The sequence below is a fragment of the Methylorubrum sp. Q1 genome (assembly GCF_004683995.1).
GTDB lineage: Bacteria > Pseudomonadota > Alphaproteobacteria > Rhizobiales > Beijerinckiaceae > Methylobacterium.
Map to the genome: position 1 here is coordinate 38,356 of NZ_SRHQ01000001.1, position 22,787 is coordinate 61,142.

A 22,787-nucleotide genomic window follows, 5' to 3' on the forward strand; every position below is an offset into this window, starting at 1 on the left:
CTTTCCGCCCCGCCCGCTTTGCTCCTCGTCCCGATGCGCTGACAGCCTGTGCGGGTCGGGACGAGAACGCGTCAGATCGGGTCCATGGAAGGCACCGTCGAATCGGGCGGAAGCGGAGTTCCTTGTCCGATCCGTTTGACGGCCTCTTCTGCAGACAGCACATCGATTTCATAGAGCTGTTGCAACCAGGTCATGAGCGGCTGGCGCAAGGCAGCATCGACCTGGCCCACAGCATCCTCAATGCAGATGACGTTGAAACGGCGTTGAGCGGCATCGGCCGCTGTCAATCCGACGCACCCGTCGATGAAGACACCGGCCAACATCAACGTCTCGATCTTCGCGGCACGCAGCCGATCCTCGAAGTCCGTTCCGTAGAACGCACTGTTTTGCGTCTTGACGACGCGTTGAGCCGAGGGAGGCACGAGGTAGCCCTCGATCGCCTCGATGTCCGGCGTGCCTTCGAGCAGACAAGGATAATCATACTTCAACATAAGTTTGGACCAAGTGCTTCGGTCCCGCTTATGGATCGTTACGATGTCGTAGATCGGCAGCGATCGCCCCTCGAATGTCGAGATCAATCCATTCAAGCTCGTCAACAGGCGCCCGATCTGACTGGAGCGATCCTGATAGCGGAACATCCAGTTCTGAAGATCGATGATCGCAAGAGCTACACCACCGTCCATATCGGCACCGTGAGTCAGCAAGAGGGAACCGGCTTGGAGCGTTGTCCCGAAAGGTGGTCAGCGGCCTTCGTAAAAAAGATGAGGCAAAACCAAAAGCCCAGAGCATCGTCGTGGATCCGGTGTCGAGGACGATGCTCTAGCGGCCAACCCAACCTCTATCCCGGTCCCAAAACCTCCTCCACGGCCCGCGCCACGCGCGCCGTGGAGCCCGACTCGTCGAGCGGGTTGCGGCGCAGGCGGTGACGCAGCGCGCTCGGCGCCACCCGTCGGAGATGCGCCACGGAGACCGTTTCGTCGCCGTCGAGGGCGGCAAGCGCACGGGCGGTGCGCATCAGGGTGAGTTCGCCGCGCAGGCCGTCGGTGCCGAGGGCGAGGCAGAGCCGGGCTGCGTTCTCCAAAACCGCATCGGGCACGCTCACACTGCCGAGACGCTCGCGGGCCGAGAGGATCGTCTTCTGGAGCGCCTTTTCGGCCTTCCCTTGCGCGGCGCAGAACGCCTCGCCGTCGCGCTCGTAGGCGTCGCGCCGCCGCACCACCTCGATCCGGGTGGCGATATCGGTCGGCGTCGTCACCTCGCAGGCGAGGCCGAAGCGGTCGAGAAGCTGCGGACGCAGTTCTCCCTCCTCCGGGTTGCCGCTGCCGACGAGGACGAAGCGGGCGGGATGGCGCAGCGACAGGCCCTCGCGCTCGACGGTGTTGACGCCCGAGGCCGCCACGTCGAGCAGGAGGTCCACGAGATGGTCCTCCAGCAGGTTCGCCTCGTCGATGTAGAGGAAGCCGCGGTTGGCCCGCGCCAGCAGGCCCGGCTCGAACGCCTTTTCCCCCTTGGTGAGCGCCCGCTCCAGATCGAGCGCGCCGACCACCCGGTCCTCGGTGGCGCCGAGCGGCAGATCGACCACTGGCACCGGGATCTGATGGCTCTTGCCGCGTCCGCGTGCGCAGTGAGGGCAAGCCTCGGCCGGGCTGTCGGGCGCGCAGGAATAGGGACAGCCGGCAACCGCCCGGATCTTCGGCAGCAGCGCCGCGAGCGCCCGCACCGCCGTGGACTTGCCGGTGCCCCGGTCACCGAAGACGAGGACGCCGCCGACGGACGGATCGACCGCCGCGATCAGCAGCGCCCGCTTCATCTCCTCCTGGGCGACGATGGCGGTGAAGGGAAAGGCAGGCACGCGGGATCGGTTCCTGGGCCGGAGGGGCCCGGAAGGGGCCCAGAAGGGGCTCACGGGCGGTTGCACCGATCATGCACGAATTGCGCGGCGCGAACAGCCGCGCTCGGATTCACATCCCGCGGCAGCGGCTGCGTAGGAGGCCCGAGAATTCCTTTTCCGAGGCCTGGACCTGGGTCAGGCGCTCGGTCCGCTCGGGGCCGGACAGGCAGCGGCCGTAGACGCCGGCGATCCGGCGCATGGTCTCGACATGGCGGCGCCAGACGCGGCACAGGCTGGCCTCGTCCTCGCCGCCGCCTTCGAGCTGGTCAATCGCCTGCCGCTGCATCGAACCCGCGACGAGCACGTCGCGGGCGCAGGCCGCCTCGCCCTCCGCATGCAGGCTGGCGGGAGCGAGGAGCGCCGCCAGAACGAGGGCAGCGCGGGGAGAGAATACGGCCATGTCAGGCGGCCTGGGTCGTTGGGCCGTTGGCGAGCAGGGCATAAAGAGCGGTCGCGTCGCGGGCGCTGCGGATGCGCTCCAGCATGCCGGGCTCGCGCAGGAGCCGGGCGACCTGGGCGAGTGCCTTCAGGTGGTCGGCCCCCGCGCCCTCGGGAGCGAGCAGGAGAAAGGCGACGTCGATGGGCTGGCCGTCGAGGGCATCGAAATCCACCGGCTTTTCCAGCCGGGCGACGAGGCCGAACAGCCGGTCGAGCTGAGGGAGCTTGCCGTGGGGGATCGCCACGCCGTCGCCGATCCCCGTGGAGCCGAGGCGCTCACGGTGGAGCAGGGTTTCGAAGACGTCCCGCTCGGACAGGTTCGGGAGGCGGCGGACCGCATGGGCGGCCAGTTCCTGGAGGACGTGCTTCTTGTCCCGCACGCGCAACGAAGAAACGACCGAGTCCGGGTTCAGAAATTCGAGCATCGGCATGAAAACTAAACGCCTCGTGGGCGGGATCCATCCAGCGATCCCGCGTTCCATGCACGACTGCCGAGACCCTACGGCCCCGGCACGGAGCGCATCGCGAGCCTGCCCGAAATCCCGGAAACCGATTCCGGCACCGGTCTCCGGGTCGTCGTGAAGGCCCCGAACGCCACTCCGAGAGGGTTTGAGGCGAGCCCCTGCCTCATTCCCGCTCGCCGGGCGGATCGACCCACCCGATCGCACCGTCACTGCGCCGATATACGACGTTGATGCGCCCGGTGCCAGCGTGAACGAACACGACGACCGGGGCGCCGGTCATGTCGAGAGCGGTGACCGCCTCGCTGACGGATTGGCGCTTGAGCGTGCGCGTGCTCTCGGCCACCACCGGCGGATGCGCGCCCTCCTCTGCCTCCGCATCGAGCGGCTCGTCGTCCACCTCGTCGTCGGGCGCGGCGAAGACGGCGTAGGCCGCCTCAATATCCGCCCCGTTGTGGCTCGCCGCGCCGTGATCCTTCAGCTTGTGCTTGTAGCGGCGCAGGCGCTTCTCAAGCTTGTCGGCGGTCTGCTCGAAGCTCGCATGCACGTCGTGCGCCGCGCCCGAGGCTTCCAGCGTCAGCCCGGTGACCAGGTGCAGGACGCAGTCGGTTCGGTATGCCGCCCCATCGCGCCGCAGCGTCACGTGCCCCGTGCAACTGCCGCTCATATGCGGATCGAGATACTTCGCGAGGGTCGCCGCCATGCGGTCCTCGACCCGGCCTCGCAGGGCCGTACCGAGATCGAGGCCATGCCCCGTCACCCGCAAACCTGCCATCGACGTCTCCGCTCTTCCTGCCGGGACATCGAGAGTTAGAAAGGGGGACGGGGCAAGTCAAACGCGAAGGCGAGCCGGCGCAAGGCTTTCGCGCGCCGACGACCCGGCCGGGGTCAGCGGGCGGCCGTGGCCATCTTCTCGCGGCGGCGCTCGATCGACGACGGGATCCGCAGCGACTCCCGGTACTTGGCGACGGTGCGGCGGGCGATGTCGACGCCCTCGTCGCGCAGCCGCTGCACCAGCGCGTCGTCGGACAGGACGTCGGAGGCTTCCGCATCGACAAGTTGCTTGATGCGGTGACGCACGGATTCCGAGGAATGGGACGCGGCACCGGCGGCGCCGGGGATCGCGGCGGTGAAGAAGTACTTCATCTCCAGGGTGCCGCGGCTGGTGCCGATCGACTTGTTGGAGGTGACGCGGGAGACGGTCGATTCATGCATGCCGATCGCCTCGGCGACCGTCTTGAGGTTGAGCGGACGCAGGTAGGCGACCCCGTGCAGGAAGAACGCGTCCTGCTGGCGGACGATTTCGGTGGCCACCTTGAGGATGGTCCGCGCCCGCTGCTCCAGGCTGCGGGTGAGCCAGTTGGCCGTCTGCAGGCATTCGGACAGGAACGCCTTGTCGCCGTCCGCCACCGCTCCCTTCGAGACGCGGGCATAATAGCTCTGGTTGACCAGCACCCGCGGCAGCGCCTCGGAGTTCAGCTCCACCAGCCAGGAACCGTCGGGCGCGGGGCGCACGAACACGTCGGGGATCAGCACCTCGACGGCGTGGGCGCCGAAGGCGCGGCCGGGCTTGGGGTCGAGGCGGCGGATCTCGGCCAGCATCTCGACGAGATCCTCGTCGTCCACGGCGCAGAGCCGGCGCAGGGCCGGGAAGTCGCGCTTGGCCACGAGATCGAGGCGCGAGACCAGCGCCTGCATCGCCGGATCGAACCGATCCTGCTCGCGAAGCTGGATCGCGAGGCATTCGGCGAGGTCGCGGGCGGCCACGCCCGGCGGATCGAAGGTCTGGACGAGTTTCAGGATGCGGGCGACGTCGTCGAGCGAGGCGCCAAGCCGCTCCGCCACGCCGTCGATATCCTCGCGCAGGTACCCCGCATCGTCCACCGCATCGATCAGAAAGCTGCCGATCAGTCGGTCGGACGGGCTTTGCGTCGCGAGATCGAGCTGTGCGGCGAGGTGCTCGCGCAAGCTGGTCTCGGCGGTCAGCGTCGCTTCGAAATCGGGAAGCTCCCCGTCGAAGCTGCCGCCGGCATTGCCGTAAGGGGCCGGGGTCAGCGAGAGCATGTCCCCGGCTCCGGTCTCGCGGGGCGTGGGGTTCTCGTCGGCAAACACGTTGTCGAGGCGCGTGTCGAGGTCGCCCTCGATCTCGCTGCGGCTCTGCGTCATGTCGGAGCCGAGCCATGTCTCGGATTCCGGCCCGTCGCCCCCGTCGTACGCGCCGTCGCCCGAGGTCTCCGGCGCAACGCGCTCGGGCTCCCCTTCGGTCTCGGCGCGCTCCAGAAGCGGATTGCGCTCCAGTTCGGCATCGACATAGGCCGAGAGATCGAGTTGCGAGAGCTGCAGGAGCTTGATCGCCTGCAACAGTTGCGGTGTCATCACCAGGGCTTGGCCCTGACGCATCTCGAGCCGCTGGAGCAGACTCATCTCGACGCCCAACCTTCAGAAATCATTGGAAAATCGCAGCCCGCGCACGAGCCGCACCAACCCCGGCACGTTCTTTGCTTCTCCTTTGATTGGTTCTAGCGCCATCGGCTCGACACGTCAAAGCCGTTTCTCTGTGCCCCTACCTGAATCGGTGCATTGCGGTAGCCGGGCAACAGGCCCCTTCCACATCGCCACGCCCGAAAGCCGAATGATCGCGTTTATCAGTCGCTATTTTGTTCGAGATTAGAACCGGCGAGGAAAGAAAGTCTTTCTCGCATCGTGGCCGGCGCAATCATGGTTCGGCACTGGTGTTCAAGCTCAGCCTTTTTCGCTCGACAATGCCCCCCGCAACTGGAGCGGCAGAGGATGTCAACGGCGCGCGGCGGGCCACCGCGAACACGAACCATGGATCCAGGATGGCGCATCGTCACGCAAATGCCGCCGACCGCGTTGTGAGGCTAGGGGATCGTGCTTCGCGAAGCCTATTGCTGCGGCGCCTTGAGGCTACCTCATCAATGCCCCGATCTCTGACCGTTCTCGCTTTGGCGCGGACGGGGCAGCGGGAGTTTTGCGAGAGACCCCAACAGGCTGCCGCAAAAGCCTCGGGGAGGAGTGAAACATTCCCTGGAAGCCGGTTGTCGATGCCGGGCAATCCGGCAGCCGACGCTTCATCCCGTCAGCACGCCTCACGCTCGGCGCGAAGTTCGATCGAGCTGGAGATGATCGTTCTACCGCGTCGGACTTTTGCAGCGGCCTGCTAAAGCCGGAAATCCTCGCCGAGATAGAGCCGCCGGGCGTCCTCGTTGGCGACGATCTGCTCGGGCGTGCCTTCGGTGAGGATGCGGCCGGAATGGGCGATGTAGGCGCGGTCGATCAGGCCGAGCGTCTCGCGGACGTTGTGGTCGGTGATGAGCACGCCGATGCCGCGTTGCTTCAGGTGCTTCACGAGATCCTGGATGTCGCCGACGGCGATCGGGTCGATGCCGGCGAAGGGCTCGTCGAGCAGCATGAAGGTCGGCGAGGAGGCGAGCGCCCGAGCGATCTCGCACCGCCGCCGCTCGCCGCCCGAGAGCGCGATCGACGGCGACTTGCGCAGGCGCGCGATGTCGAACTCTTCCAGCAGCGAGTCGAGCTTGCGCTCGCGGGCCTTGCGGTCCGGCTCGGCCACTTCGAGCACGGCGCGGATGTTATCCTCGACCGAGAGCCCGCGGAAGATCGAGGCTTCCTGCGGCAGGTAGCCGATACCGAGCCGAGCCCGCTGATACATCGGCAGATGGGTGATCTCCATGCCGTCCAGGCTGATGAAGCCGCGATCGGCCGGGACGAGGCCTGTGATCATGTAGAAGATCGTGGTCTTGCCGGCGCCGTTGGGGCCCAGCAGTCCCACTGCCTCGCCGTTATGGACGGTAAGCCCGGCCTCGTGGACCACGGTGCGGGAACCGTAGCTCTTGCGAAGACCGCGCACGTGCAGCACGCCCGGACCGCCGTCCCCGGCGAGCACCCCGCTGGAGGCCGCCTGCGGTGCCGATCCAGCGCGCCCGAGAAGGCGGCCGAACCATGAGGCTTTGCGGCCTCGGCTCGCCGGCTTCGGCTCGGCGACCGCGCGAAGCGGCACGCCCGAAGGCATCCCGGCTCCGGTCACCGTCAGTTCGCCTGCGCCCGCGTCTTCACGGCCGGCTTTTCGGCACCCTTGTCGGCACCCTTGGTACCGGGCTTGGCCGCGACGGCCGGCTGGGTGCAGCCCTTCGGCTGACTGCCCTTGGCTTGGCCGCCCTCGCCCGGCACGAACATCGCCGAGACGCGTCCGCCGGCCACCGGGTCCATGTTGGCCCGCCCGCTCGCCATGTCGTAGACGAGACGCGAGCCACGGGTGACGTTCTGGCACTGGCTGAGCACGACGTTGCCGGTCAGCACGATGCGCTTGGCCTCCTGATCGAACACCGCATTGTCACCGGTGGCGATCTGATCCTTCTGCGCGACGGTCACGGGGCCGGCGCATTCGACCTTGCGGATGCCGTTGCCGCCGAGCGCCGCCTTGGCCTTCGCAGCCTCGGCGGCTTCAGCCTCCGACTTTGCCGCGTCCTTGTTCGCGTCCTTGGCCGGATCCTTGTCCTTATCGCGCTTGTAATGGACCGTCATCGCCGAGCAGCGGATCGTGCTCTCGCCCTGCACCGCCACGACGTTGCCGGCGAAGATCGCCTTGTTCTCCTTGTCGAACACGTCGAGCCGGTCGGCGTCGATCTTGATCGGCCCCTTGCCGCCGCCGACGGTGCCGAGCGCGGCGGGCTTCTCCCTCACCGTCTCCTTGGTCGGAGCTGCGGCGGCGGAATGCGCCAGGAGGAGAGCGAGGCCGGCGGCAAGCGCCGGGCCGAGACGCGGCGTCATCGCGTGGGTTCCGCAGCGGAGGTGTGGATGCGCTCCGAATCCGTCCGCAAGGCGACCTTGGCATCGCTCTCCTTCTCGGCCTCGTCGCCGTGGAACACGGCATGGACGCGGCCGACGAAGGAGACGACCCGGCCGTTCTCGACCACGTCGAGGGTGTCGGCGACGATCGAACCCGACGGCACTGTGACAGTGACGGCCTTGGACGAGCGCAGGCTGCCGGTCTTGAAATCAACGGTGGCGACCGAGAGGCGAACCTCCTCGCCCTTGTCGGTCCAGAGCCGGATGTCATTCTCGAGGTTGAGCGATTCGCGGGTGGAATCGAACACACCGCCCTTCGCCTCAAGGTAGGCGCGGCCGCCCTTGTCGTCTGTGGCCACATGGCCTTTCATGGCCTGAAGCTCGATGATGCTGGGCTTGCGCACGTCCTGCTGCGCCGCGTCGGCGACCACTTCGTAACCGCGTTCGCCTTTGCGGAAGCCGGACAGCCGCGGATTCTCCATCGTCACCTTGGTGCCCGAAACGCTGATCGGGCCGAAGGAGACGTTGGGAATGCTGCCCGTCAGCGGGCTCCATAGCACGATGGCCGCGAGCCCCAGCACGGCGATGCCGGCGGTGACCGGAATCACCCGGCGTAGCGTCCGCACCTGCGCGCTGTGCCGACGCGCGCGTCCATGCGCGCGCTTGCGACGCGCGTTCTCGTTCGCGGCGAGCGCGAGGAGATCCGTCTCCCCCTGGATGGTGTCGGCCGCCTGCATCGCGTTCCTGAAGGGTCGGCGCTTGCGGTCGCGCCCCGCCGGCCGGATGCCCCGGTGCGGTGGCGAAGTTATGGCCTCGTCTTTGCGAAATGATCAACGGCACCCGCGTGCGCCCTCGCACCGAAAGCGGCATGAAGCACCGCATCTCGGCATGCTTACCGCGCGGCGTTGCCGGCCGGCATCGCTCTCGGCACCGCAGGGACGCCGCTCGCTCAGGTACCCTGTACTTCGCCGGGCCGGCAGTGACCTTCGGGGGGCCCCTGACTCTCAGGCGTGGGCGAAGATGTCGACCTCCGGCCAGCCGGCGAGATCGAGCTTGGATCGGGTCGGAAGGAAATCGAAACAGGCCTGCGCCATCTCGGTGCGGCTTTCGCGGGCCAGCATGGCATCGAGACGCTCGCGGGCGGCATGCAGGTGGAGCACGTCGGACGCAGCGTAGTCGATCTGCGCCTGGCTCAAGCTCCCGGCGCCCCAATCGGACGATTGCTGCTGCTTGGAGAGATCGACGCCCACGAGTTCGCGCACAACGTCCTTGAGGCCGTGACGGTCGGTGTAGGTGCGGGCGAGCTTCGAGGCGATCTTCGTGCAGTAGACCGGAGCCGGCATGACGCCGAACGCGTTGAACAGCACCGCGAGATCGAACCGGGCGAAGTGGAAGATCTTGACGACGCCGGCATCGGCCAGGACAGCCATGAGCCGCTCCGGTGCCGGGTCGCCGGGCCGGATCTGCACCACATCGGCGCTGCCGTCGCCGCGGGACACCTGCACGACGCAGAGCCGATCGCGATGCGGGTTGAGCCCCAGCGTCTCGGTGTCGATCGCGATCGCCGCGCCCGGCTCGAAATCGGGCGGCAGGTCGCCGTGGTGGAGGCGAATCCGGGAAGGGGCGGCGGCCATCGTCGGTTCAAACGTCTTCGAAGGGCGGGACGGCCCGCGCGTAGCACCGCGCGCGCCATCCCGATAGCTCCGCCGATCCACGGGCGGATGCGAAGTCTACTTCTGACCGTCTATTTCTGTTTGGCGATGATCTGGTCCTTGATGCCGGCATAGACCGCTTCCGGCACGATCTTCTTGCGGACCAGCTCGTCCTTGCCCCGGTAGGGGCGGCCCTTGACGATGGCCGCCGAGCGCGCCTCGCCGATGCCCTTGAGCCGGCTCAGCTCCTCGGCACTGGCCGAGTTGATGTCGATGAGTTCCGCCTTCGTATCCGCTTTTGGGGCGGCGGAGGGTGTGGCGGCCGGCGCGGTTGCGGGAGCGCTGGCCGGGGGCCTCGTGGCGGTGGATGGCGCGGCCGGACTCGGCGCCTGGGCCAGGGCCGGGGCGGCAGCGAGCCCGATCAGAACGGTGAATGTACGCAGCAGAGACGAACGCATGTCGATCTCCCGACATCTCGGGGCGGCGGGGCGCCGCGCCCGTTTTCGACATCTAGGGCGGACAGGTTGAACCGTCCTTGAACGCGATCCCGCACCGATCCCAGGCACTTCGGGCGACGACGCCCGTTGAAAACGTAAGGAGGCGGGCGCGGGCGGCATGGCGCGATTGTGACTGTGGACCCGCACGGTCGCGGCGGAACCAGGGCGTTCACAACCCGTTCGTGCACCGCTGCCCGGTCAAGCTGACGACCGGCACCGAATGACGGTCCGTCCCCGAAAGGCGGCGCGACAGGCACTTTTCGAACGAGGAATGCGACCATGGTCGATGGGAACAGAATCACGGGCGCCGCCCGGGAGTTGGGCGGCAAGGTACAGGGCGCGGTCGGAGACCTGACCGGTTCCCACAACGATTCGGCCGAGGGCCGTCTGCGCGAGGCCGCGGGCCGGGTGGAGAACATCTACGGTCAGGCCAAGGACACCGCGCGGCACGCCGCGGACGAGGCCTACGACACCGCCGAGGATCTCTACGATCGCGGCCGCCGCTCCCTGCAAGAGGGACACGAGCGCTCGGTCGAGTGGCCGCACACCTCCCTGCTCATTGCCGGCCTCGTCGGCTTCGGCCTCGGCCTTCTCGTGCGCGGGCGCAACTGACGCCGGACCACGACTTCCTCGAACGGCCCCAGACTCGGAGTACCAGAGTGACTCACCCTTCCGGCTTCCAACCCTCGCCCATCGACGGCACGCGGAGCCTCGCCCACGAGACCGTGGCCCTCAATCAGGTCTCCTGGGGCGCCGTCTTCGCCGGCGCCGCGACGGCGCTGGTGACGCAGGTCGTCATCAATCTCGCGGGCGTCGCCGCCGGCCTCGCCTCGGTCGGCCTCGACACGGCCGAGAACCCGACGGCGTCGAACTTCTCCCTTGGGGCCGGCGCATGGTTCGTCGCCTCCGGTATCGTCGCCTCCCTCGTCGGCGGCCTGATCGCGGGGCGCCTCGCCGGAAAGCCCCTGCGCGGCATCGCCGGGCTGCACGGCTTCGTGTCGTGGGTCGTCACCACCCTCGTCGTCCTCTACCTGCTGACCTCCGCTGCCAGCGGCGTCGTCGGCAGCGCCGTCAACACCGTGGGTTCGGCCCTCGGCGGAGCGGGCAACCTCGTCGGCGGAACGATCCAGACCGCCGCTCAGGCCGCCGCTCCCTCGCTGACCAAGGTCTCCAACCCGCTCGACCGGATCGAGCAGCGGGTGAAGGATCAGGCTGCCGGCCAAGACCCGCAGGCAGCCCGCGATGCCGCCGTCTCGGCCGTGCGTGCCCTGCTCTCGGGCGACGCAGCCGACAAGCAGCAGGCGGAGACGCGCGCCGCCGACGCGCTCGCCAAGGCGCAGAACATCCCGGTCGATCAAGCGCGCCAGCAGGTCCAGGATTACCAGAAGCAGTACGAGCAGGCGGTCGCCACCGCGAAGAAGCAGGCGGAAGAGGCGGCCAAGACCGCAAAATCGGTCGCGACCCAGGGCGCCCTCTACGCCGCGATCGCGCTGATCCTCGGCGCAATCGCGGCCTTCCTCGGCGGGCTTCTCGCCGCGCCGAAGCCGGCATCCCTGACCGTTCGCGACTGATCCGTCGATCCGGCCCCGTGCCGGTGGCATCCGGCCGCCGGACGCGGGAACCCGGTTCGGACGTTGTACAACAAGGGGGGGCCGGCCGTTGGAACCGCCCGGCGCCCCCGTTTCGAGCCGAGGCTCAACGACCAAAGGAGTTTCCAGACCGATGAAATCGACCTTCGCCCTCGCCGCCATGACCGCCCTCCTCGTCGGCACGCCGGCTTTGGCTGCGCCCGTGCCGCAGAGTCCGGTGGACGCCCTGGTTCGGGGCGAGCTGCCGACCGACTATGTCCAGTACCGCCGCTACGGCCACCGCCATTACGGGCACCGTCGTTACGGCTACGGTCGAGGCTATCGCCGCGGCCCGGGCGTCGGCGCTGCGGTCGGCGCCGGTGTCGCGGGGCTGGCGGCCGGTGCCATCCTCGGCGGCGCCATCGCCAACTCGCAGGCCCAGGCCGCGCCCGTCGTCGTCCAGGGCGGCGCCGATCCGGAAGCCGTGGCGGCCTGCGCCCGCCGCTTCCGCTCCTACGACGCGCAGAGCGGCACCTATCTCGGCAATGATGGCGCCCGCCACCCCTGCCCGTAAGCGGAGCGGTTCACCCGCGCAGGTACGATATCGCTGCGCGGGTGGCCCGATCGGAGCAGCTGCGACCAGGGACGTTTGCCCGACGCGGCCGACTGCGCCGCCGCGTCAGGCCGCATATCGGGTCTGATTCCGCCCGCCCGCCTTGGCTTCGTAGAGCGCCGCGTCGGCCCGCCGGTAGAGATCCGCGGCGGTGCCGCTGCCGGAATGCACGGCGAGGCCGAGGCTCACGGTGACCGTTCGGGGAGCGATGCCGGCGGAGGGCATGGCAACTCCGGCAATCGCACGGTGAATCGTCTCGGCCATGCGTGTCGCGCCGTTATGGTCGGTCCCGGGCAGCAGGACCGCGAACTCCTCTCCGCCGACGCGGGCGACGAGGTCGCCCGGTCGGCAAACGCTGGCGCTCAAGCTGTCCGCCAGCCCCTTGAGCACGGCGTCGCCGACCGCGTGGCCGTAGCGATCGTTGTAGCGCTTGAAGTGGTCGGCATCGATCAGGATGAGCGCCAGCGGCCTGCCCGTAAGCCGAGACGTCTCCCAGGTCTGGGCGAAGACCGTTTCGAAATGGCGCCGGTTCGGCAGGCCGGTCAGGACGTCGGTCTGGGCAAGGCGAGCCAGCTCGGCCTGCATGGCCGCGCTGCGGCGCAGTTCCCGCCCGAACAGCAGCGAGAGCAGAACCGTCAATCCGCACAGGACGAGAACCGCCAAGCCGATGATGGCGGCCTTCTCCCGCCACTCCGCCTCGATCTCCCGCGTTCCGAGGGCGATGTTGAGGACGAGCGGTAACTCGCCGACCTGGGTGAAGGCGTAGTACCGCTCGACGCCGTCGCGGACGGAGACCCCCTTGAAGCTGCCTTCGCGCTTGGCGACGAAGGCCCGGAAGGTCGGGGCACCGGCGATGTTCGCACCGATGTCACTCTCCACGAAGGGGTAGCGCATCACGCGGGTGCCATCGCGCAGGTAGAGGTTGATCCCGCCTTCGCGACCAAGCCCGATCCGGGCGAACAGCCTGCTGAAATAGGACAGTTTCAAGCTCGCCAGCACCACGCCACCGAAGCTGCCGTCCGGCTTGTCGATGCGCCGGCTCAGCACGATCACCGGTTCGCCGAGCAGACGCGATATCAAGGGTCTGCTGATGTGCAGGCCGAGATCGGCGTGCGTCCTGTGAGCCTGAAAGTAATCGCGGTCGGCATTGTTGAGCCGGCGGGCCGTATCGGCGCTCGCATCGATGATGCTGTCGCCGTTCTCGTCGACGACCAGCATGACCCCCATGTCGCGGGCGGTCGCGGCGCGGTCGAACAGGGCGAGGCGGCGCAAGGACGGATGGGTGTCCACCAAGCCGGGCGCCTTGAGGTTATCGACGACGCCCTGGAGGGACAGATCGATGATCTCGACATTGCGGGCGATGTCGCGCTCGATCACCTGAAGCAGGTCCTTCGAGGTCTGCTCGGCCTTGTCCCAAGCGTCCTGGCGAAGCTCGAGCAGCATGATGGCCGAGAGCACCAGCATGCCGATCGGTGCGAGCACGCCGAGGATGATCCAGCTCCGGGCGGAGCGGACGTACCGGGCCAGCGGAAGCCACCGCGCCGACAGCGATCCTGCCTGCATCCGGTTCTGTTCGCCTTCGGAGATACGCATCGGCTTCGTTCTGACGAATGGTCCGCTCTCTTTGGGTGCGGCGCTCTAAGCAAACCTTTCGCAGGGGCGCGACGCCGACGCCCGATCCGACCATGGCTAAAGCGGCGTTACCGGGGTCGGCTCGAATGGCGGCATCGCCCGTATCCCACGCATTCGTGATGGCGATTGCGGGATTAGGATCTTCAGCAGCCGGAACGATCCGGCCAAGCAGGCTTTAGCGCCGGGATCGAACGGACATGCGATCGTCTCAAGACGCCGTTTGTGCCGCCCGACACCCGGAAACGCCGATTTCGCGACGTCCTTTCCGAAGGCGGACCTTAGCCCTTCCGGACGCTGCGCTGACCCGTGGACATGACCGATGCGTGGCGACGCACTTCCCTCAATCGATCCCGCGTCGCGTCAGCCGTCCCGGCGCGCGTTGCGCGGACTCGACCTGCTCAACGTCACCCTCGCCGACGTGCGCGACGGCCTCGGTCCGTATCTCGCCATCTATCTTCTGGCCGTGCGCGGGCCCGATCAGGGCTGGAACGAGGCGACGATCGGTCTCGTGATGACGATCGCCGGCATTGCCGGATTGCTTGCGCAGACACCCGCGGGCGCCCTGATCGACCGCACCAATGCCAAGCGCAGCGTCGTTATCGCCGCCGCGGTCGTCGTGACGCTGAGTTGTCTCGTTCTGCCCTGGATCTCGAATTTCTACCTCGTCGCCGCCACGCAGGCGCTCGCCAGCATGGCGGGTTCGATCTTCGCGCCGGCCCTGACCGGCATCACGCTGGGAATCGTCGGCCCCAAACTGTTCTCGAAGCGCATCGGCCGCAACGAAGGCTTCAACCATGCCGGCAACGCAGTCTCGGCGATGCTGGCGGGCGGCTTGGCCTATATCTTCGGCCCCATAGTCGTGTTCTGGCTCATGGGACTTCTCGCCGCCTGCTCGATCGTCGCGATGCTGCTGGTGCCCGCCGAGGAGATCGACGATGACCTCGCCCGCGGCCTCGACTGCGCCGAAGATCAGAACTGCGAACAGCCCTCGGGCTTGAGCCTGCTGCTGCGCAACCGCCACCTGATGCTGTTCGCGCTTCTCTGCGCCGCGTTCCACCTCGCCAACGCGGCGATGCTGCCCTCGGTCGGACAGTTGCTGACCAAGGTCGTCGGCAAGGACAACGCGACCTCGCTGATCGCGGTCTGCATCGTCGCCGCCCAATGCGTGATGGTGCCGATGGCGGTTCTGGTGGGGTCGAAGGCCGACAGTTTCGGGCGCAAGCCGATCTTCCTCGTCGCCTTCGGCGTGCTGGCCCTGCGAGGCGTGCTCTACACCTTCTCCGACAACCCGTTCTACCTCGTGGCGGTGCAGTGCCTCGACGGCGTCGGCGCCGGCATCTACGGCGCGTTGTTCCCGATCGTGGTCGCCGACCTCACCCGCGGCACCGGCCGGTTCAACGTCGCCCAGGGCGCGGTCGCGACGGCGCAGGGGCTCGGCGCGGCGCTGAGCGCGACGCTCGCCGGCGTGGTCATCGTCGGCGCGGGCTACGCGGCGGCCTTCCTCGTGCTCGCGGCGATCGCGGCGGCGGGCTTCGCGATCTACCTGCTGTTCATGCCCGAGACCTTTGCCTACGAGCCGCGCCCCACGGACGTGCCGCCCATAACCCCCTCGACGCCCCTGGCGGCGCCCGCCGAGTAGGGCTCGCCTCCGGGCCCAGACCGCGCCTCCGCCGCATTCGCTGGAGCGCGCGGCCTCACTGCTCCGGCGGGATCGAGTAGGTGCCGGTGGCATGGCAGACGATCGCTTTCCCGCCTACACTCCGGATCGCGACCTCGCCCACCGCGAGGCGCCGCCCGAGCTTCATCAGGCTGCATTCGGCGATCAGGGCGGCGGGGCCGGGCCGGCGCAGGAAATTGACGTTCAGGCTCGTCGTCACGGCGAGCGCCACCGGGCCGATATTCGCGAGGATCGCCGCGTAGAGCGCGTAATCGGCCAGCGCCATCATCGAGGGGCCAGACACCGTGCCGCCGGGCCGCAGGTGGCGCTCGTGGTAATCGAGCCGCATCCGTGCGGAGAGCGGACCGACCGCCTCCAGGTGGTAGTGGCGCCCGCCCGCATTCATCTGCGGGAAGTCGCGTTCGAGGAAGGCGGCCGTCTCCTCCAGGCTCATCGCGGTCTCGCTCATCCTCCGCCTTGCAGCATGCCGACGCATGGCGGACAAGGGCGGCATGATCCCGACGATCGACGACGCACCTGACGGTATCGCCACACGGCACGACCGCTATCCCGATGCGCAGATCCGCGCCGTTCTCAAGGAGGCGCGCTCGATCGCCCTGGTCGGCGCCTCGGCCAACCCGGCGCGGCCGAGCTACATCGTCTTCAAGTACCTGGCCGAGCGCGGCTACACCGTGACGCCGGTCAATCCGGGGCTGGCGGGCCAGACTCTGCTCGGCCGGCCGGTGATCGCCCGGCTCTCGGACCTGACCGGGCCGGTCGACATGGTCGAGATCTTCCGCAATTCCGCCGCGGCGGGGCCGCTGGTGGACGAGGCGCTGGCGCTGCCGGTGCCGCCGAAGGTGATCTGGATGCAGCTCGGCGTGCGCGACGACGCGGCCGCCGCGCGGGCGGAAGCCGCGGGCGTCACGGTCATCATGAACCGCTGCCCGAAGATCGAATACGGCCGGCTCTCCGGCGAGATCGGCTGGACGGGCGTGAACTCCCGCATCATCAGCGCGAAGAAGCCGGTGATGGCCAAGGGCAGCGTGCAGAAGCGGACGATCGAGGGGACGTAAGGCAACAGCGCCCCCGGCCTATGATGGGCCGAGGGCGCTTCGAGAGTATGATCGGGATCGAAGTCTCAGGCGACCGTCAGACCGACATCGACATTCCCCCGCGTCGCGTTGGAATACGGGCAGATCTGGTGGGCCGCTTCGACGAGGCGCTCGGCGTCGGCGCGGTCGAGGCCCGGCAGGCTGACTTTGAGGTCGGCGGTGATGCCGAAGCCGCCCTCGGAGCGCGGACCGATGCCGACTTGGGCGGTGACGGTGGTGTCGGCGGGCACCTTCAGCTTGAGCTGGCCGCCCGCGACCTTCAGCGCGCCGATGAAGCAGGCCGAGTACCCCGCGGCGAAGAGCTGTTCGGGGTTGGCGCCGGGGCCGCCCGCGCCGCCGAGTTCCTTCGGAGTCGAGAGCTGGACCTGGAAGTTGCCGTCCTCGGTGCGGGCGGAGCCGTCGCGGCCACCCGTGGCGGAGGCGGTGGTGCGGTACTTCACATCGACGGTCATGGGTCTGTCCTCATATTCGGGGCGAACGGGGATTGCTCCGCTCGGCTCCAAACCGGGATAGCCGCATTTTAGATTGCGCGCAATCTAAATCGTGCGCAATTCATTTTCCGGGGCTGTGCGACTCCCCTCGCCCGTGCGGCGTCAGGCGTCCCGCCCCGTCTCCGGCATCGCGATGACGGCGGCGAAGCTGATCCCCGCGGCAACGGCGAGATAGAGCCCGACGAGGCCGATGCCGCCCGAATCGGCGAGCCACTGCGCCGCAAAGGGTGCCCCGGAGGCGCCGACGATACCGGCGAGATTGTAGGTCACCGAGGCGCCGGTGTAGCGCACCCGGGTCGGGAACAGTTCGGGCAGCAGCGCGCCCATCGGCCCGAAGATCCAGCCCATGGCGAACAGCGCGAGGCAGAGGAAGGCAAGCACCAGGGCGGGTTCGCCGCTGCCGAGCATCGGCCCGAGCACGGCACCGAGCGCCCCCGTGACGGCGAGCCCCGAGAGCATCACGGGCTTGCGTCCGAACCGGTCGGCCGCCCATCCCGATAGAGGGATGGCCAGCGCCATGAACAGGATCGCCACGCACTCGAACACCAGGAAGGTTTTTCGCGGGTAACCGAGCGTGCCGGTGCCGTAGCTGAGAGCGAACACCGTCGAGAGGTAGAAGACGGCGTAGGCCGCCACCATCGCCAGCGTGCCGAGCAAAGTTGCGCGCCGATGTGCCGAAAAGATCGTGGCGAGGGGCACCCGTTCCGGCGGCGCCTGTTCGAGGGCGGCGCGGAAGGCCGGGGTCTCGGTGAGCTTCAGGCGGACATAGAGCCCGACGCCGACGAGGGCGGCCGAGGCCAGAAAGGGCAGACGCCAGCCCCAGGCCTCGAAATCCGCCGGGCTCAAAGCGACGCTGAGGCCGAGGAACAGGAGGTTGGCGGCGATGAAGCCGATCGGAGCGCCGAGTTGCGGGAAGATCCCGTAGAGCGCGCGGCGCCCTGGCGGCGCGTTCTCGACCGCGAGCAGGGCCGCCCCGCCCCATTCCCCGCCGAAGCCGACGCCCTGGCCGAAGCGCAGCAGGCAGAGCAGGGCCGGCGCCCACCAGCCGATGCTGCCATAGCCCGGCAGGCAGCCGATCAGGACGGTCGAGAGCCCCATGATCATCAGCGAGGCGACCAGCGTCGCCTTGCGTCCGACCCGGTCGCCGAAATGCCCGAAGGCCGCCGCCCCGATCGGCCGGGCAAGGAACGCGATGGCGAAGGTCGCAAACGCCTGGAGCGTCTGCACGCCGGGCTCGCCATGGGGGAAGAAGATCGGCCCGATCACCAGAGCGGCGGCGGTGGCGTAGATGTAGAAGTCGTAGAACTCGATCGCGGTGCCGACGAAGCTGGCGACGAGGATCCGGCGGGCGGACGGAGCGCTCATGCGGTCGCAGGCTCCCACTGCCAGAACACCGTACCGGTGAACGCGAAGACCGGCTCACCGCGTTGATTCTCGGCCGTGTTGTGATGCGTGGCGATGCCCCAGCCGGGCCGCGAGCGGGAGGCGCGCCGGTCGATGAGCGTGCTGGCATAGCGGATCGTGTCACCGGCATAGACCGGCCGCAGCCATTTCAGATCCTTGAAGCCCGGCGAAGGGCCGAGCTGCGGCACCGGGCCGGAGCGGGCCGTGAGCGCGATATCCCGGGCGAAGGTCGCGTTGAGCCGCTTCATCCAGACCGCTGCGGTCTGCCAGCCCGAGGCGCAGAGCGCGCCGAAATGCGTGGCCCGCGCGGCCTCCGCATCGAGATGGAAGATCTGCGGATCGTAGGCCCGCGCGAAGGCGATGATGTCGTCCGCCTCGAAGCGGTGGGCGCCGAGTCCGCGGGTGACACCAAGCTCCGCCTGCGCAAGGTAGGGCAGCGGCACCGCGTCGTCCGGCTCCGCCACGGGGCCCGTCTCCGTCGAGAGTTCGACCGGACGCGGTGCGGGCACGGCGCCGGCGCGCGCGAACAGCACCGCGAAGGCCTGGGTCATCACCGCCTCGCCGCGCCCGTTCGTCAGCGTCATCGAGAGCCGCGCCATGCCACGGTCAGGCTTCGAGGATGACGGGCGGACTTCCTCGACACGGATCACCGCGCTTAGCGCATCACCCGGCAGGACGGGCCTCAGCCAGCGCAGGGCGGTGATGCCGGGCGATCCCATTGAGGTGGACTGCGAAACCAACGCCTGCGCGAACAGGCGCATGCCCAGCGCCGCCGTCTGCCAGCCCGAGCCGATCAGGGTGCCGACGAAGGTCTCCTTCGCGGCCGCCTCATCGAGGTGGAAGGGCTGCGGATCGTAGGCCCGGGCGAAGGCGATCAGTTCGTCACGGCTGACGGTGATCGGCCCGGCGGCGTATTCCTGACCGGGTGCGAGATCGTCGAGGGAAAGCAGAGCCATGGGGTGCCGCGTCGCGGTGGAGATCCGCGCGTGGCTACAGCATCGAACGGCCGAGTGCATCCGGGGATCGGGCCGAGAGGGCGGCCGGCCCCAACCTGCTCACTTCATCAGTTCGTAGACCTGGATGCCCGCAGGCGTCAGGAGAACCACGAACAGCACCGGAAGAAAGAACAGGATCATCGGCACGGTCAGCTTCGGCGGAAGCGAGGCGGCCTTCTTCTCGGCCTCGGTCATGCGGTGGTCCCGGCTCTCCTGTGCCAGCACGCGCAGAGCCTGCCCCACCGGCGTGCCGTAGCGCTCGGCCTGCATCAACGCCGTGGTCAGCGACTTGACGATCTCCAGCCCCGTGCGCAGGGCGAGATTCTCGTAGGCCACGCGCCGCTCGGGCAAGAAGGACAGCTCGGCGGTCAGGAGTGCCAGTTCCTCGGCGAGCACGACCGATTGGCTCGCGATCTCCAGGCTGACCCGACGGAAGGCATTCTCGACCGACATCCCCGACTCGACGCAGATCAGGCACAGGTCGAGGGCGTCGGGCCAGGCGCGGCGGATCTCCGCTTGCCGCTTGGAGGTGACGTTCGACAGGTACACCTCCGGCAGCTTGAGGCCGAAGAAGCCGGCGCCGCACAGGAGGCCGAGGCGAACGGCGAACGGCTGGTCGAGCACCTCCAGCACGAACAGGTAGAACAGCGCGACGGCCGTGAGGGTGATCGGCATCACGAGGCGGAAGAAGAGGAACGCGGTTTCCGCCCCGGCGCCGCGATACCCGGCCCGGACCAACTTGGCTTTGGCGGTCTCCGTCCCGAGCCAGCGGCTGAGGTTGAACTGCTCGACGACCCGCTTCATGTAGGCCTTCGGCTCCACGCGCAGCGTACCGCGGCTGTTCAGCCGCTCGCGTTCGCGCTGACGGATCTGCTCGCGCTCGTCGCTCACGAGCTTCATGCGCTTGGCGAGCGGATCACTCTCGATCAGTGGCTGCACCAGGGTGAAGGCCGTGGCCGCCGCGGCGATGCCAGCCAGCACCGCAGCGATGGTGCGGGGCGCGAACGCGGTGTTGACGAAGTCATCCAGCATCGGTGTCCGGCCCAGTTCGTCCCTTGCGGAGCGGCTCGAACCGCCCCTTCACGTCGCCTTCCGGCGCGCGACTCAGATGTCGAAATTGATCATCTTCTTCATCACGAAGATGCCGGCCAACATCCACAGACCCGAGATCACGAGGGCGATCTTGCCGACCGAGGTGGTCCACAGGAGCGCGGTGTAATCGGGACTCGACAGATAGGTCCCCCCGCCGACCACGAACGGCAGGGCACCGATGATGGCGGCCGATGCCTTGGCCTCCATGCTCATCGCCTGGATCTTGCCGGCCATCTTCTTGCGCTCGCGCAGCACCCGCGACAGGTTTCCCAAGGCCTCCGAGAGATTGCCGCCGGCCTTCTGCTGAATGCCGATCACGATGGAGAAGAAATTCACCTCGGTGACGGGCACGCGCTCGTACATGCGCAGGATCGCGTCGGACATCGACAGGCCGAGCGCCTGGGATTCCATCGTCACCCGGAACTCGCTGCGCAGAGGCTCCTTCGCCTCGCGTGCGATCATGCGCAGGCAGTCGCCCAGGGGAATGCCGGAGCGCAGACCGCGCACCACCACATCCATGGCATTGGGCAATTCCTCGATGAAGGCCGCAACCCGCCGCTTCTGCCGCCGCTTGAGCCACCACGCGGGCAGGCCGAGCGCGCCCACGAACAGGGCAAGCCCGGCGACGATCACATTGTGCGAGACGAAGAAGGCGGCCAGCGCGAGAACGACGGCGGAGATCGCCGAGACGATCTGATACTTCTGGCGGCTCCAATCGAGGCCGGCGCGGGCGAGGCGCAGTTCGAGGGTGACCTTGGTCTTGTCCTTCTTGGCTTCCAGTTCCTTGAGGCTCTTGGCGACCTGCTCGCGGCGGCTGGCGGCCGCGCCGCGCTCCGCGAGCAGGGCCTGGGGCTGACCCAGCGCCTTGCGACGCTGCTCGGCCCGCCGCTCGCCCGAAAGGGCGGGCATCAGGAACACGTAGGCGAGCGAACCGGCGGCCACCGCCACGAGCCCGACCGCCAGAGGGGCGTTGAACGCACTCACGATGCCGCTTCCCCTTCGGTCACGGCGGCGTCGAGGGCGGCGGCCAGCGCCCGCTCCTCGCCGTAGTAGCGCGCCCGCTCCCAGAAGCGCGGACGGCCGATTCCGGTGGAGCGGTGGCGGCCGATCAGGCGCCCGTTCGCGTCCTCGCCGAGCACGTCGTAGACGAACAGATCCTGGGTGATGATGACCTCACCCTCCATCCCCATCACCTCGGTGATGTGGGTGATGCGCCGGGAGCCGTCGCGCATGCGCATGGCCTGGATGATCACGTCGATCGAGCCGGTGATCATCTCGCGCAGCGTGCGCGAGGGGAGCGAGAAGCCGCCCATCGTGATCATCGATTCGATACGCGCGAGGCACTCGCGCGGGGAGTTGGCGTGCAGCGTGCCCATCGAGCCGTCGTGGCCGGTGTTCATCGCCTGCAGCAGATCGAAGGCTTCCGGTCCGCGCACCTCGCCGACGATGATGCGCTCGGGGCGCATGCGCAGGCAGTTCTTGACCAAGTCGCGCATGGTGACCTGCCCCTGGCCCTCCAGGTTCGGAGGCCGGGTCTCCAACCGCACCACGTGCGGCTGCTGGAGTTGAAGTTCGGCCGCGTCTTCGCAGGTGATGACGCGCTCGTCGTGCTCGATGAAGGCGGTGAGGCAGTTGAGCAGGGTCGTCTTGCCCGATCCGGTGCCGCCCGAGATCACGACGTTGCAGCGGACCTTGCCGATGATCTGCAGGATCTTGGCGCCCTCCGGCGAGATCGCCCCGAAGCGCACGAGCTGATCGAGGGTGAGCTTGTCCTTCTTGAACTTACGGATGGTCAGCGCCGGCCCGTCGATGGCGAGCGGCGGAGCGATGACGTTGACGCGCGAGCCGTCGGGCAGGCGCGCGTCGCAGATCGGCGAGGACTCGTCCACGCGGCGGCCGACCTGGCTGACGATCCGCTGGCAGATGTTCATCAGTTGCTGGTTGTCGCGGAAGCGCACGGAGGTGAGCTGAATCTTGCCGCCGACCTCGATGAAGGTCCGGTCGGCGCCGTTGACCATCACGTCGGCGATGTCGTCGCGGGCGAGCAGCGGCTCCAGCGGACCGTAGCCGAGCACGTCGTTGCAGATGTCGTCGAGCAGCTCTTCCTGCTCGGCGATCGACAGCACGATGTTCTTGAGACCGATGATCTCGGAGACGATGTCGCGGATTTCCTCGCGTGCCGCCTCGCCTTCGAGCCGTGCGAGCTGGGCGAGGTCGATGGCCTCGATCAGCGCGCCGAAGATCATGCTCTTCGTGCGGAAGTAATCCTCGGATTTCGGCTGCTGCACCTGCGGCGCCGGGGCGCTCGGCGCCTCGGGACGCGCGCGCACCGCCTCCTGCTGCAGGACCGGCGGGGTGACGTTCGCCGGTCCGGCTGCGGGAGTGGCCGGGGCGGGAGCCGCGGCGGTATTGGAGCGTCGACCGAACATGGCGCCGCGCCTTCAGCAGTCTTGG

General features: G+C 68.3%; 24 protein-coding genes. 5 read left to right on the forward strand and 19 right to left on the reverse strand.

All coding sequences use genetic code 11. The features are described from left to right. Nucleotides 1-71 precede the first annotated feature (71 nt). From E4V01_RS00160 to E4V01_RS00210, 11 genes are all read right to left on the reverse strand, one after another. Complete coding sequence (locus E4V01_RS00160; protein WP_135296980.1) at nt 72-704, reverse strand: cysteine hydrolase family protein; 633 nt, start codon at nt 702-704, stop codon at nt 72-74. A gap of 134 nt (nt 705-838) precedes the next feature. After that, complete coding sequence (gene bchI, locus E4V01_RS00165; protein WP_135296981.1) at nt 839-1,852, reverse strand: magnesium chelatase ATPase subunit I; 1,014 nt, start codon at nt 1,850-1,852, stop codon at nt 839-841. A 109-nt stretch (nt 1,853-1,961) separates the two neighbouring features. Further along, a complete protein-coding gene (locus E4V01_RS00170; protein WP_060769955.1) occupies nt 1,962-2,291 on the reverse strand; it encodes a hypothetical protein in 330 nt (109 codons plus the stop codon). A 1-nt stretch (nt 2,292) separates the two neighbouring features. Next, nucleotides 2,293-2,760: a PTS IIA-like nitrogen regulatory protein PtsN gene (gene ptsN, locus E4V01_RS00175; protein WP_003598085.1), complete on the reverse strand. Its 468-nt coding sequence runs from the start codon at nt 2,758-2,760 to the stop codon at nt 2,293-2,295. A gap of 196 nt (nt 2,761-2,956) precedes the next feature. Next, nucleotides 2,957-3,565, reverse strand: a complete 609-nt coding sequence (gene hpf, locus E4V01_RS00180; protein ID WP_060769954.1) for a ribosome hibernation-promoting factor, HPF/YfiA family — start codon at nt 3,563-3,565, stop codon at nt 2,957-2,959. Nucleotides 3,566-3,678: 113 nt separating this feature from the next. Further along, nucleotides 3,679-5,214 (reverse strand): RNA polymerase factor sigma-54, encoded by a 1,536-nt coding sequence (rpoN, locus tag E4V01_RS00185; protein WP_135296982.1) that lies wholly within the window; start codon nt 5,212-5,214, stop codon nt 3,679-3,681. A 757-nt stretch (nt 5,215-5,971) separates the two neighbouring features. After that, nucleotides 5,972-6,841 (reverse strand): LPS export ABC transporter ATP-binding protein, encoded by an 870-nt coding sequence (lptB, locus tag E4V01_RS00190; RefSeq protein WP_060769953.1) that lies wholly within the window; start codon nt 6,839-6,841, stop codon nt 5,972-5,974. Between the two features lie 17 nt (nt 6,842-6,858). Continuing rightward, on the reverse strand, nt 6,859-7,599 hold the full coding sequence (locus E4V01_RS00195; RefSeq protein ID WP_135296983.1) for an LptA/OstA family protein: 741 nt from the start codon (nt 7,597-7,599) through the stop codon (nt 6,859-6,861). Continuing rightward, nucleotides 7,596-8,354 carry a lipopolysaccharide-assembly, LptC-related protein gene (locus tag E4V01_RS00200; RefSeq protein ID WP_135296984.1) on the reverse strand — a complete coding sequence of 253 codons (759 nt, stop codon included), beginning with the start codon at nt 8,352-8,354 and terminating at the stop codon, nt 7,596-7,598. The genes E4V01_RS00195 and E4V01_RS00200 overlap by 4 nt, the downstream gene beginning before the upstream one ends. A 267-nt stretch (nt 8,355-8,621) precedes the next feature. Further along, nucleotides 8,622-9,251 (reverse strand): ribonuclease D, encoded by a 630-nt coding sequence (locus E4V01_RS00205; RefSeq protein WP_135296985.1) that lies wholly within the window; start codon nt 9,249-9,251, stop codon nt 8,622-8,624. Nucleotides 9,252-9,361: 110 nt separating this feature from the next. Next, nucleotides 9,362-9,727 carry a helix-hairpin-helix domain-containing protein gene (locus E4V01_RS00210; RefSeq protein ID WP_135296986.1) on the reverse strand — a complete coding sequence of 122 codons (366 nt, stop codon included), beginning with the start codon at nt 9,725-9,727 and terminating at the stop codon, nt 9,362-9,364. A 318-nt stretch (nt 9,728-10,045) separates the two neighbouring features. On the opposite strand from E4V01_RS00210, the gene E4V01_RS00215 reads away from it, so the two are divergent. The 3 genes from E4V01_RS00215 to E4V01_RS00225 all read left to right on the forward strand — a co-directional run bounded on the left by E4V01_RS00215 (nt 10,046) and on the right by E4V01_RS00225 (nt 11,908). After that, a complete protein-coding gene (locus tag E4V01_RS00215; protein ID WP_135296987.1) occupies nt 10,046-10,378 on the forward strand; it encodes a CsbD family protein in 333 nt (110 codons plus the stop codon). Between the two features lie 47 nt (nt 10,379-10,425). Further along, the gene (locus tag E4V01_RS00220; RefSeq protein ID WP_135296988.1) at nt 10,426-11,337 is read left to right on the forward strand and encodes a PhnA-like protein; all 912 of its coding nucleotides are present in this window, start codon (nt 10,426-10,428) and stop codon (nt 11,335-11,337) included. Between the two features lie 151 nt (nt 11,338-11,488). Next, nucleotides 11,489-11,908: a BA14K family protein gene (locus E4V01_RS00225; RefSeq protein WP_135296989.1), complete on the forward strand. Its 420-nt coding sequence runs from the start codon at nt 11,489-11,491 to the stop codon at nt 11,906-11,908. A gap of 105 nt (nt 11,909-12,013) precedes the next feature. On the opposite strand, the gene E4V01_RS00230 is transcribed toward E4V01_RS00225, so the two are convergent. After that, nucleotides 12,014-13,540, reverse strand: coding sequence for a sensor domain-containing diguanylate cyclase (locus tag E4V01_RS00230; protein WP_135296990.1), 1,527 nt, complete (start codon nt 13,538-13,540; stop codon nt 12,014-12,016). A 358-nt stretch (nt 13,541-13,898) separates the two neighbouring features. On the opposite strand from E4V01_RS00230, the gene E4V01_RS00235 reads away from it, so the two are divergent. Then, nucleotides 13,899-15,218 carry an MFS transporter gene (locus E4V01_RS00235; RefSeq protein WP_135296991.1) on the forward strand — a complete coding sequence of 440 codons (1,320 nt, stop codon included), beginning with the start codon at nt 13,899-13,901 and terminating at the stop codon, nt 15,216-15,218. 55 nt (nt 15,219-15,273) lie between these two features. Here the strand turns inward: E4V01_RS00235 and E4V01_RS00240 are convergent, their stop codons facing one another. Next, the gene (locus E4V01_RS00240) at nt 15,274-15,705 is read right to left on the reverse strand and encodes a PaaI family thioesterase (RefSeq protein WP_135296992.1); all 432 of its coding nucleotides are present in this window, start codon (nt 15,703-15,705) and stop codon (nt 15,274-15,276) included. Between the two features lie 43 nt (nt 15,706-15,748). On the opposite strand from E4V01_RS00240, the gene E4V01_RS00245 reads away from it, so the two are divergent. Beyond that, nucleotides 15,749-16,312 (forward strand): CoA-binding protein, encoded by a 564-nt coding sequence (locus tag E4V01_RS00245; RefSeq protein ID WP_135296993.1) that lies wholly within the window; start codon nt 15,749-15,751, stop codon nt 16,310-16,312. A gap of 65 nt (nt 16,313-16,377) precedes the next feature. Here the strand turns inward: E4V01_RS00245 and E4V01_RS00250 are convergent, their stop codons facing one another. The 6 genes from E4V01_RS00250 to E4V01_RS00275 all read right to left on the reverse strand — a co-directional run bounded on the left by E4V01_RS00250 (nt 16,378) and on the right by E4V01_RS00275 (nt 22,762). After that, on the reverse strand, nt 16,378-16,803 hold the full coding sequence (locus tag E4V01_RS00250; RefSeq protein ID WP_012752863.1) for an organic hydroperoxide resistance protein: 426 nt from the start codon (nt 16,801-16,803) through the stop codon (nt 16,378-16,380). Between the two features lie 141 nt (nt 16,804-16,944). Further along, nucleotides 16,945-18,207 (reverse strand): MFS transporter, encoded by a 1,263-nt coding sequence (locus E4V01_RS00255; RefSeq protein ID WP_135296994.1) that lies wholly within the window; start codon nt 18,205-18,207, stop codon nt 16,945-16,947. Continuing rightward, complete coding sequence (locus E4V01_RS00260; RefSeq protein ID WP_135296995.1) at nt 18,204-19,202, reverse strand: MaoC family dehydratase; 999 nt, start codon at nt 19,200-19,202, stop codon at nt 18,204-18,206. The genes E4V01_RS00255 and E4V01_RS00260 overlap by 4 nt, the downstream gene beginning before the upstream one ends. A gap of 99 nt (nt 19,203-19,301) precedes the next feature. Beyond that, on the reverse strand, nt 19,302-20,273 hold the full coding sequence (locus tag E4V01_RS00265) for a type II secretion system F family protein (RefSeq protein ID WP_135296996.1): 972 nt from the start codon (nt 20,271-20,273) through the stop codon (nt 19,302-19,304). A gap of 72 nt (nt 20,274-20,345) precedes the next feature. Then, a complete protein-coding gene (locus tag E4V01_RS00270) occupies nt 20,346-21,317 on the reverse strand; it encodes a type II secretion system F family protein (RefSeq protein ID WP_135296997.1) in 972 nt (323 codons plus the stop codon). Then, on the reverse strand, nt 21,314-22,762 hold the full coding sequence (locus tag E4V01_RS00275) for a CpaF family protein (protein ID WP_135296998.1): 1,449 nt from the start codon (nt 22,760-22,762) through the stop codon (nt 21,314-21,316). The genes E4V01_RS00270 and E4V01_RS00275 overlap by 4 nt, the downstream gene beginning before the upstream one ends. Nucleotides 22,763-22,787 lie beyond the last annotated feature (25 nt).

Excerpts from the sequence above, each read along its gene's own strand:
- E4V01_RS00170 (WP_060769955.1), bottom strand. The coding sequence starts at position 2,291 with ATGGCCGTATTCTCTCCCCGCGCTGCCCTCGTTCTGGCGGCGCTCCTC.
- ptsN (WP_003598085.1), bottom strand. The coding sequence starts at position 2,760 with ATGCCGATGCTCGAATTTCTGAACCCGGACTCGGTCGTTTCTTCGTTG.
- hpf (WP_060769954.1), bottom strand. The coding sequence starts at position 3,565 with ATGGCAGGTTTGCGGGTGACGGGGCATGGCCTCGATCTCGGTACGGCC.
- rpoN (WP_135296982.1), bottom strand. The coding sequence starts at position 5,214 with ATGAGTCTGCTCCAGCGGCTCGAGATGCGTCAGGGCCAAGCCCTGGTG.
- lptB (WP_060769953.1), bottom strand. The coding sequence starts at position 6,841 with ATGCCTTCGGGCGTGCCGCTTCGCGCGGTCGCCGAGCCGAAGCCGGCG.
- E4V01_RS00195 (WP_135296983.1), bottom strand. The coding sequence starts at position 7,599 with ATGACGCCGCGTCTCGGCCCGGCGCTTGCCGCCGGCCTCGCTCTCCTC.
- E4V01_RS00200 (WP_135296984.1), bottom strand. The coding sequence starts at position 8,354 with ATGCAGGCGGCCGACACCATCCAGGGGGAGACGGATCTCCTCGCGCTC.
- E4V01_RS00205 (WP_135296985.1), bottom strand. The coding sequence starts at position 9,251 with ATGGCCGCCGCCCCTTCCCGGATTCGCCTCCACCACGGCGACCTGCCG.
- E4V01_RS00210 (WP_135296986.1), bottom strand. The coding sequence starts at position 9,727 with ATGCGTTCGTCTCTGCTGCGTACATTCACCGTTCTGATCGGGCTCGCT.
- E4V01_RS00215 (WP_135296987.1), top strand. The coding sequence starts at position 10,046 with ATGGTCGATGGGAACAGAATCACGGGCGCCGCCCGGGAGTTGGGCGGC.
- E4V01_RS00225 (WP_135296989.1), top strand. The coding sequence starts at position 11,489 with ATGAAATCGACCTTCGCCCTCGCCGCCATGACCGCCCTCCTCGTCGGC.
- E4V01_RS00230 (WP_135296990.1), bottom strand. The coding sequence starts at position 13,540 with ATGCGTATCTCCGAAGGCGAACAGAACCGGATGCAGGCAGGATCGCTG.
- E4V01_RS00235 (WP_135296991.1), top strand. The coding sequence starts at position 13,899 with ATGCGTGGCGACGCACTTCCCTCAATCGATCCCGCGTCGCGTCAGCCG.
- E4V01_RS00240 (WP_135296992.1), bottom strand. The coding sequence starts at position 15,705 with ATGAGCGAGACCGCGATGAGCCTGGAGGAGACGGCCGCCTTCCTCGAA.
- E4V01_RS00245 (WP_135296993.1), top strand. The coding sequence starts at position 15,749 with ATGATCCCGACGATCGACGACGCACCTGACGGTATCGCCACACGGCAC.
- E4V01_RS00250 (WP_012752863.1), bottom strand. The coding sequence starts at position 16,803 with ATGACCGTCGATGTGAAGTACCGCACCACCGCCTCCGCCACGGGTGGC.
- E4V01_RS00255 (WP_135296994.1), bottom strand. The coding sequence starts at position 18,207 with ATGAGCGCTCCGTCCGCCCGCCGGATCCTCGTCGCCAGCTTCGTCGGC.
- E4V01_RS00260 (WP_135296995.1), bottom strand. The coding sequence starts at position 19,202 with ATGGCTCTGCTTTCCCTCGACGATCTCGCACCCGGTCAGGAATACGCC.
- E4V01_RS00265 (WP_135296996.1), bottom strand. The coding sequence starts at position 20,273 with ATGCTGGATGACTTCGTCAACACCGCGTTCGCGCCCCGCACCATCGCT.
- E4V01_RS00275 (WP_135296998.1), bottom strand. The coding sequence starts at position 22,762 with ATGTTCGGTCGACGCTCCAATACCGCCGCGGCTCCCGCCCCGGCCACT.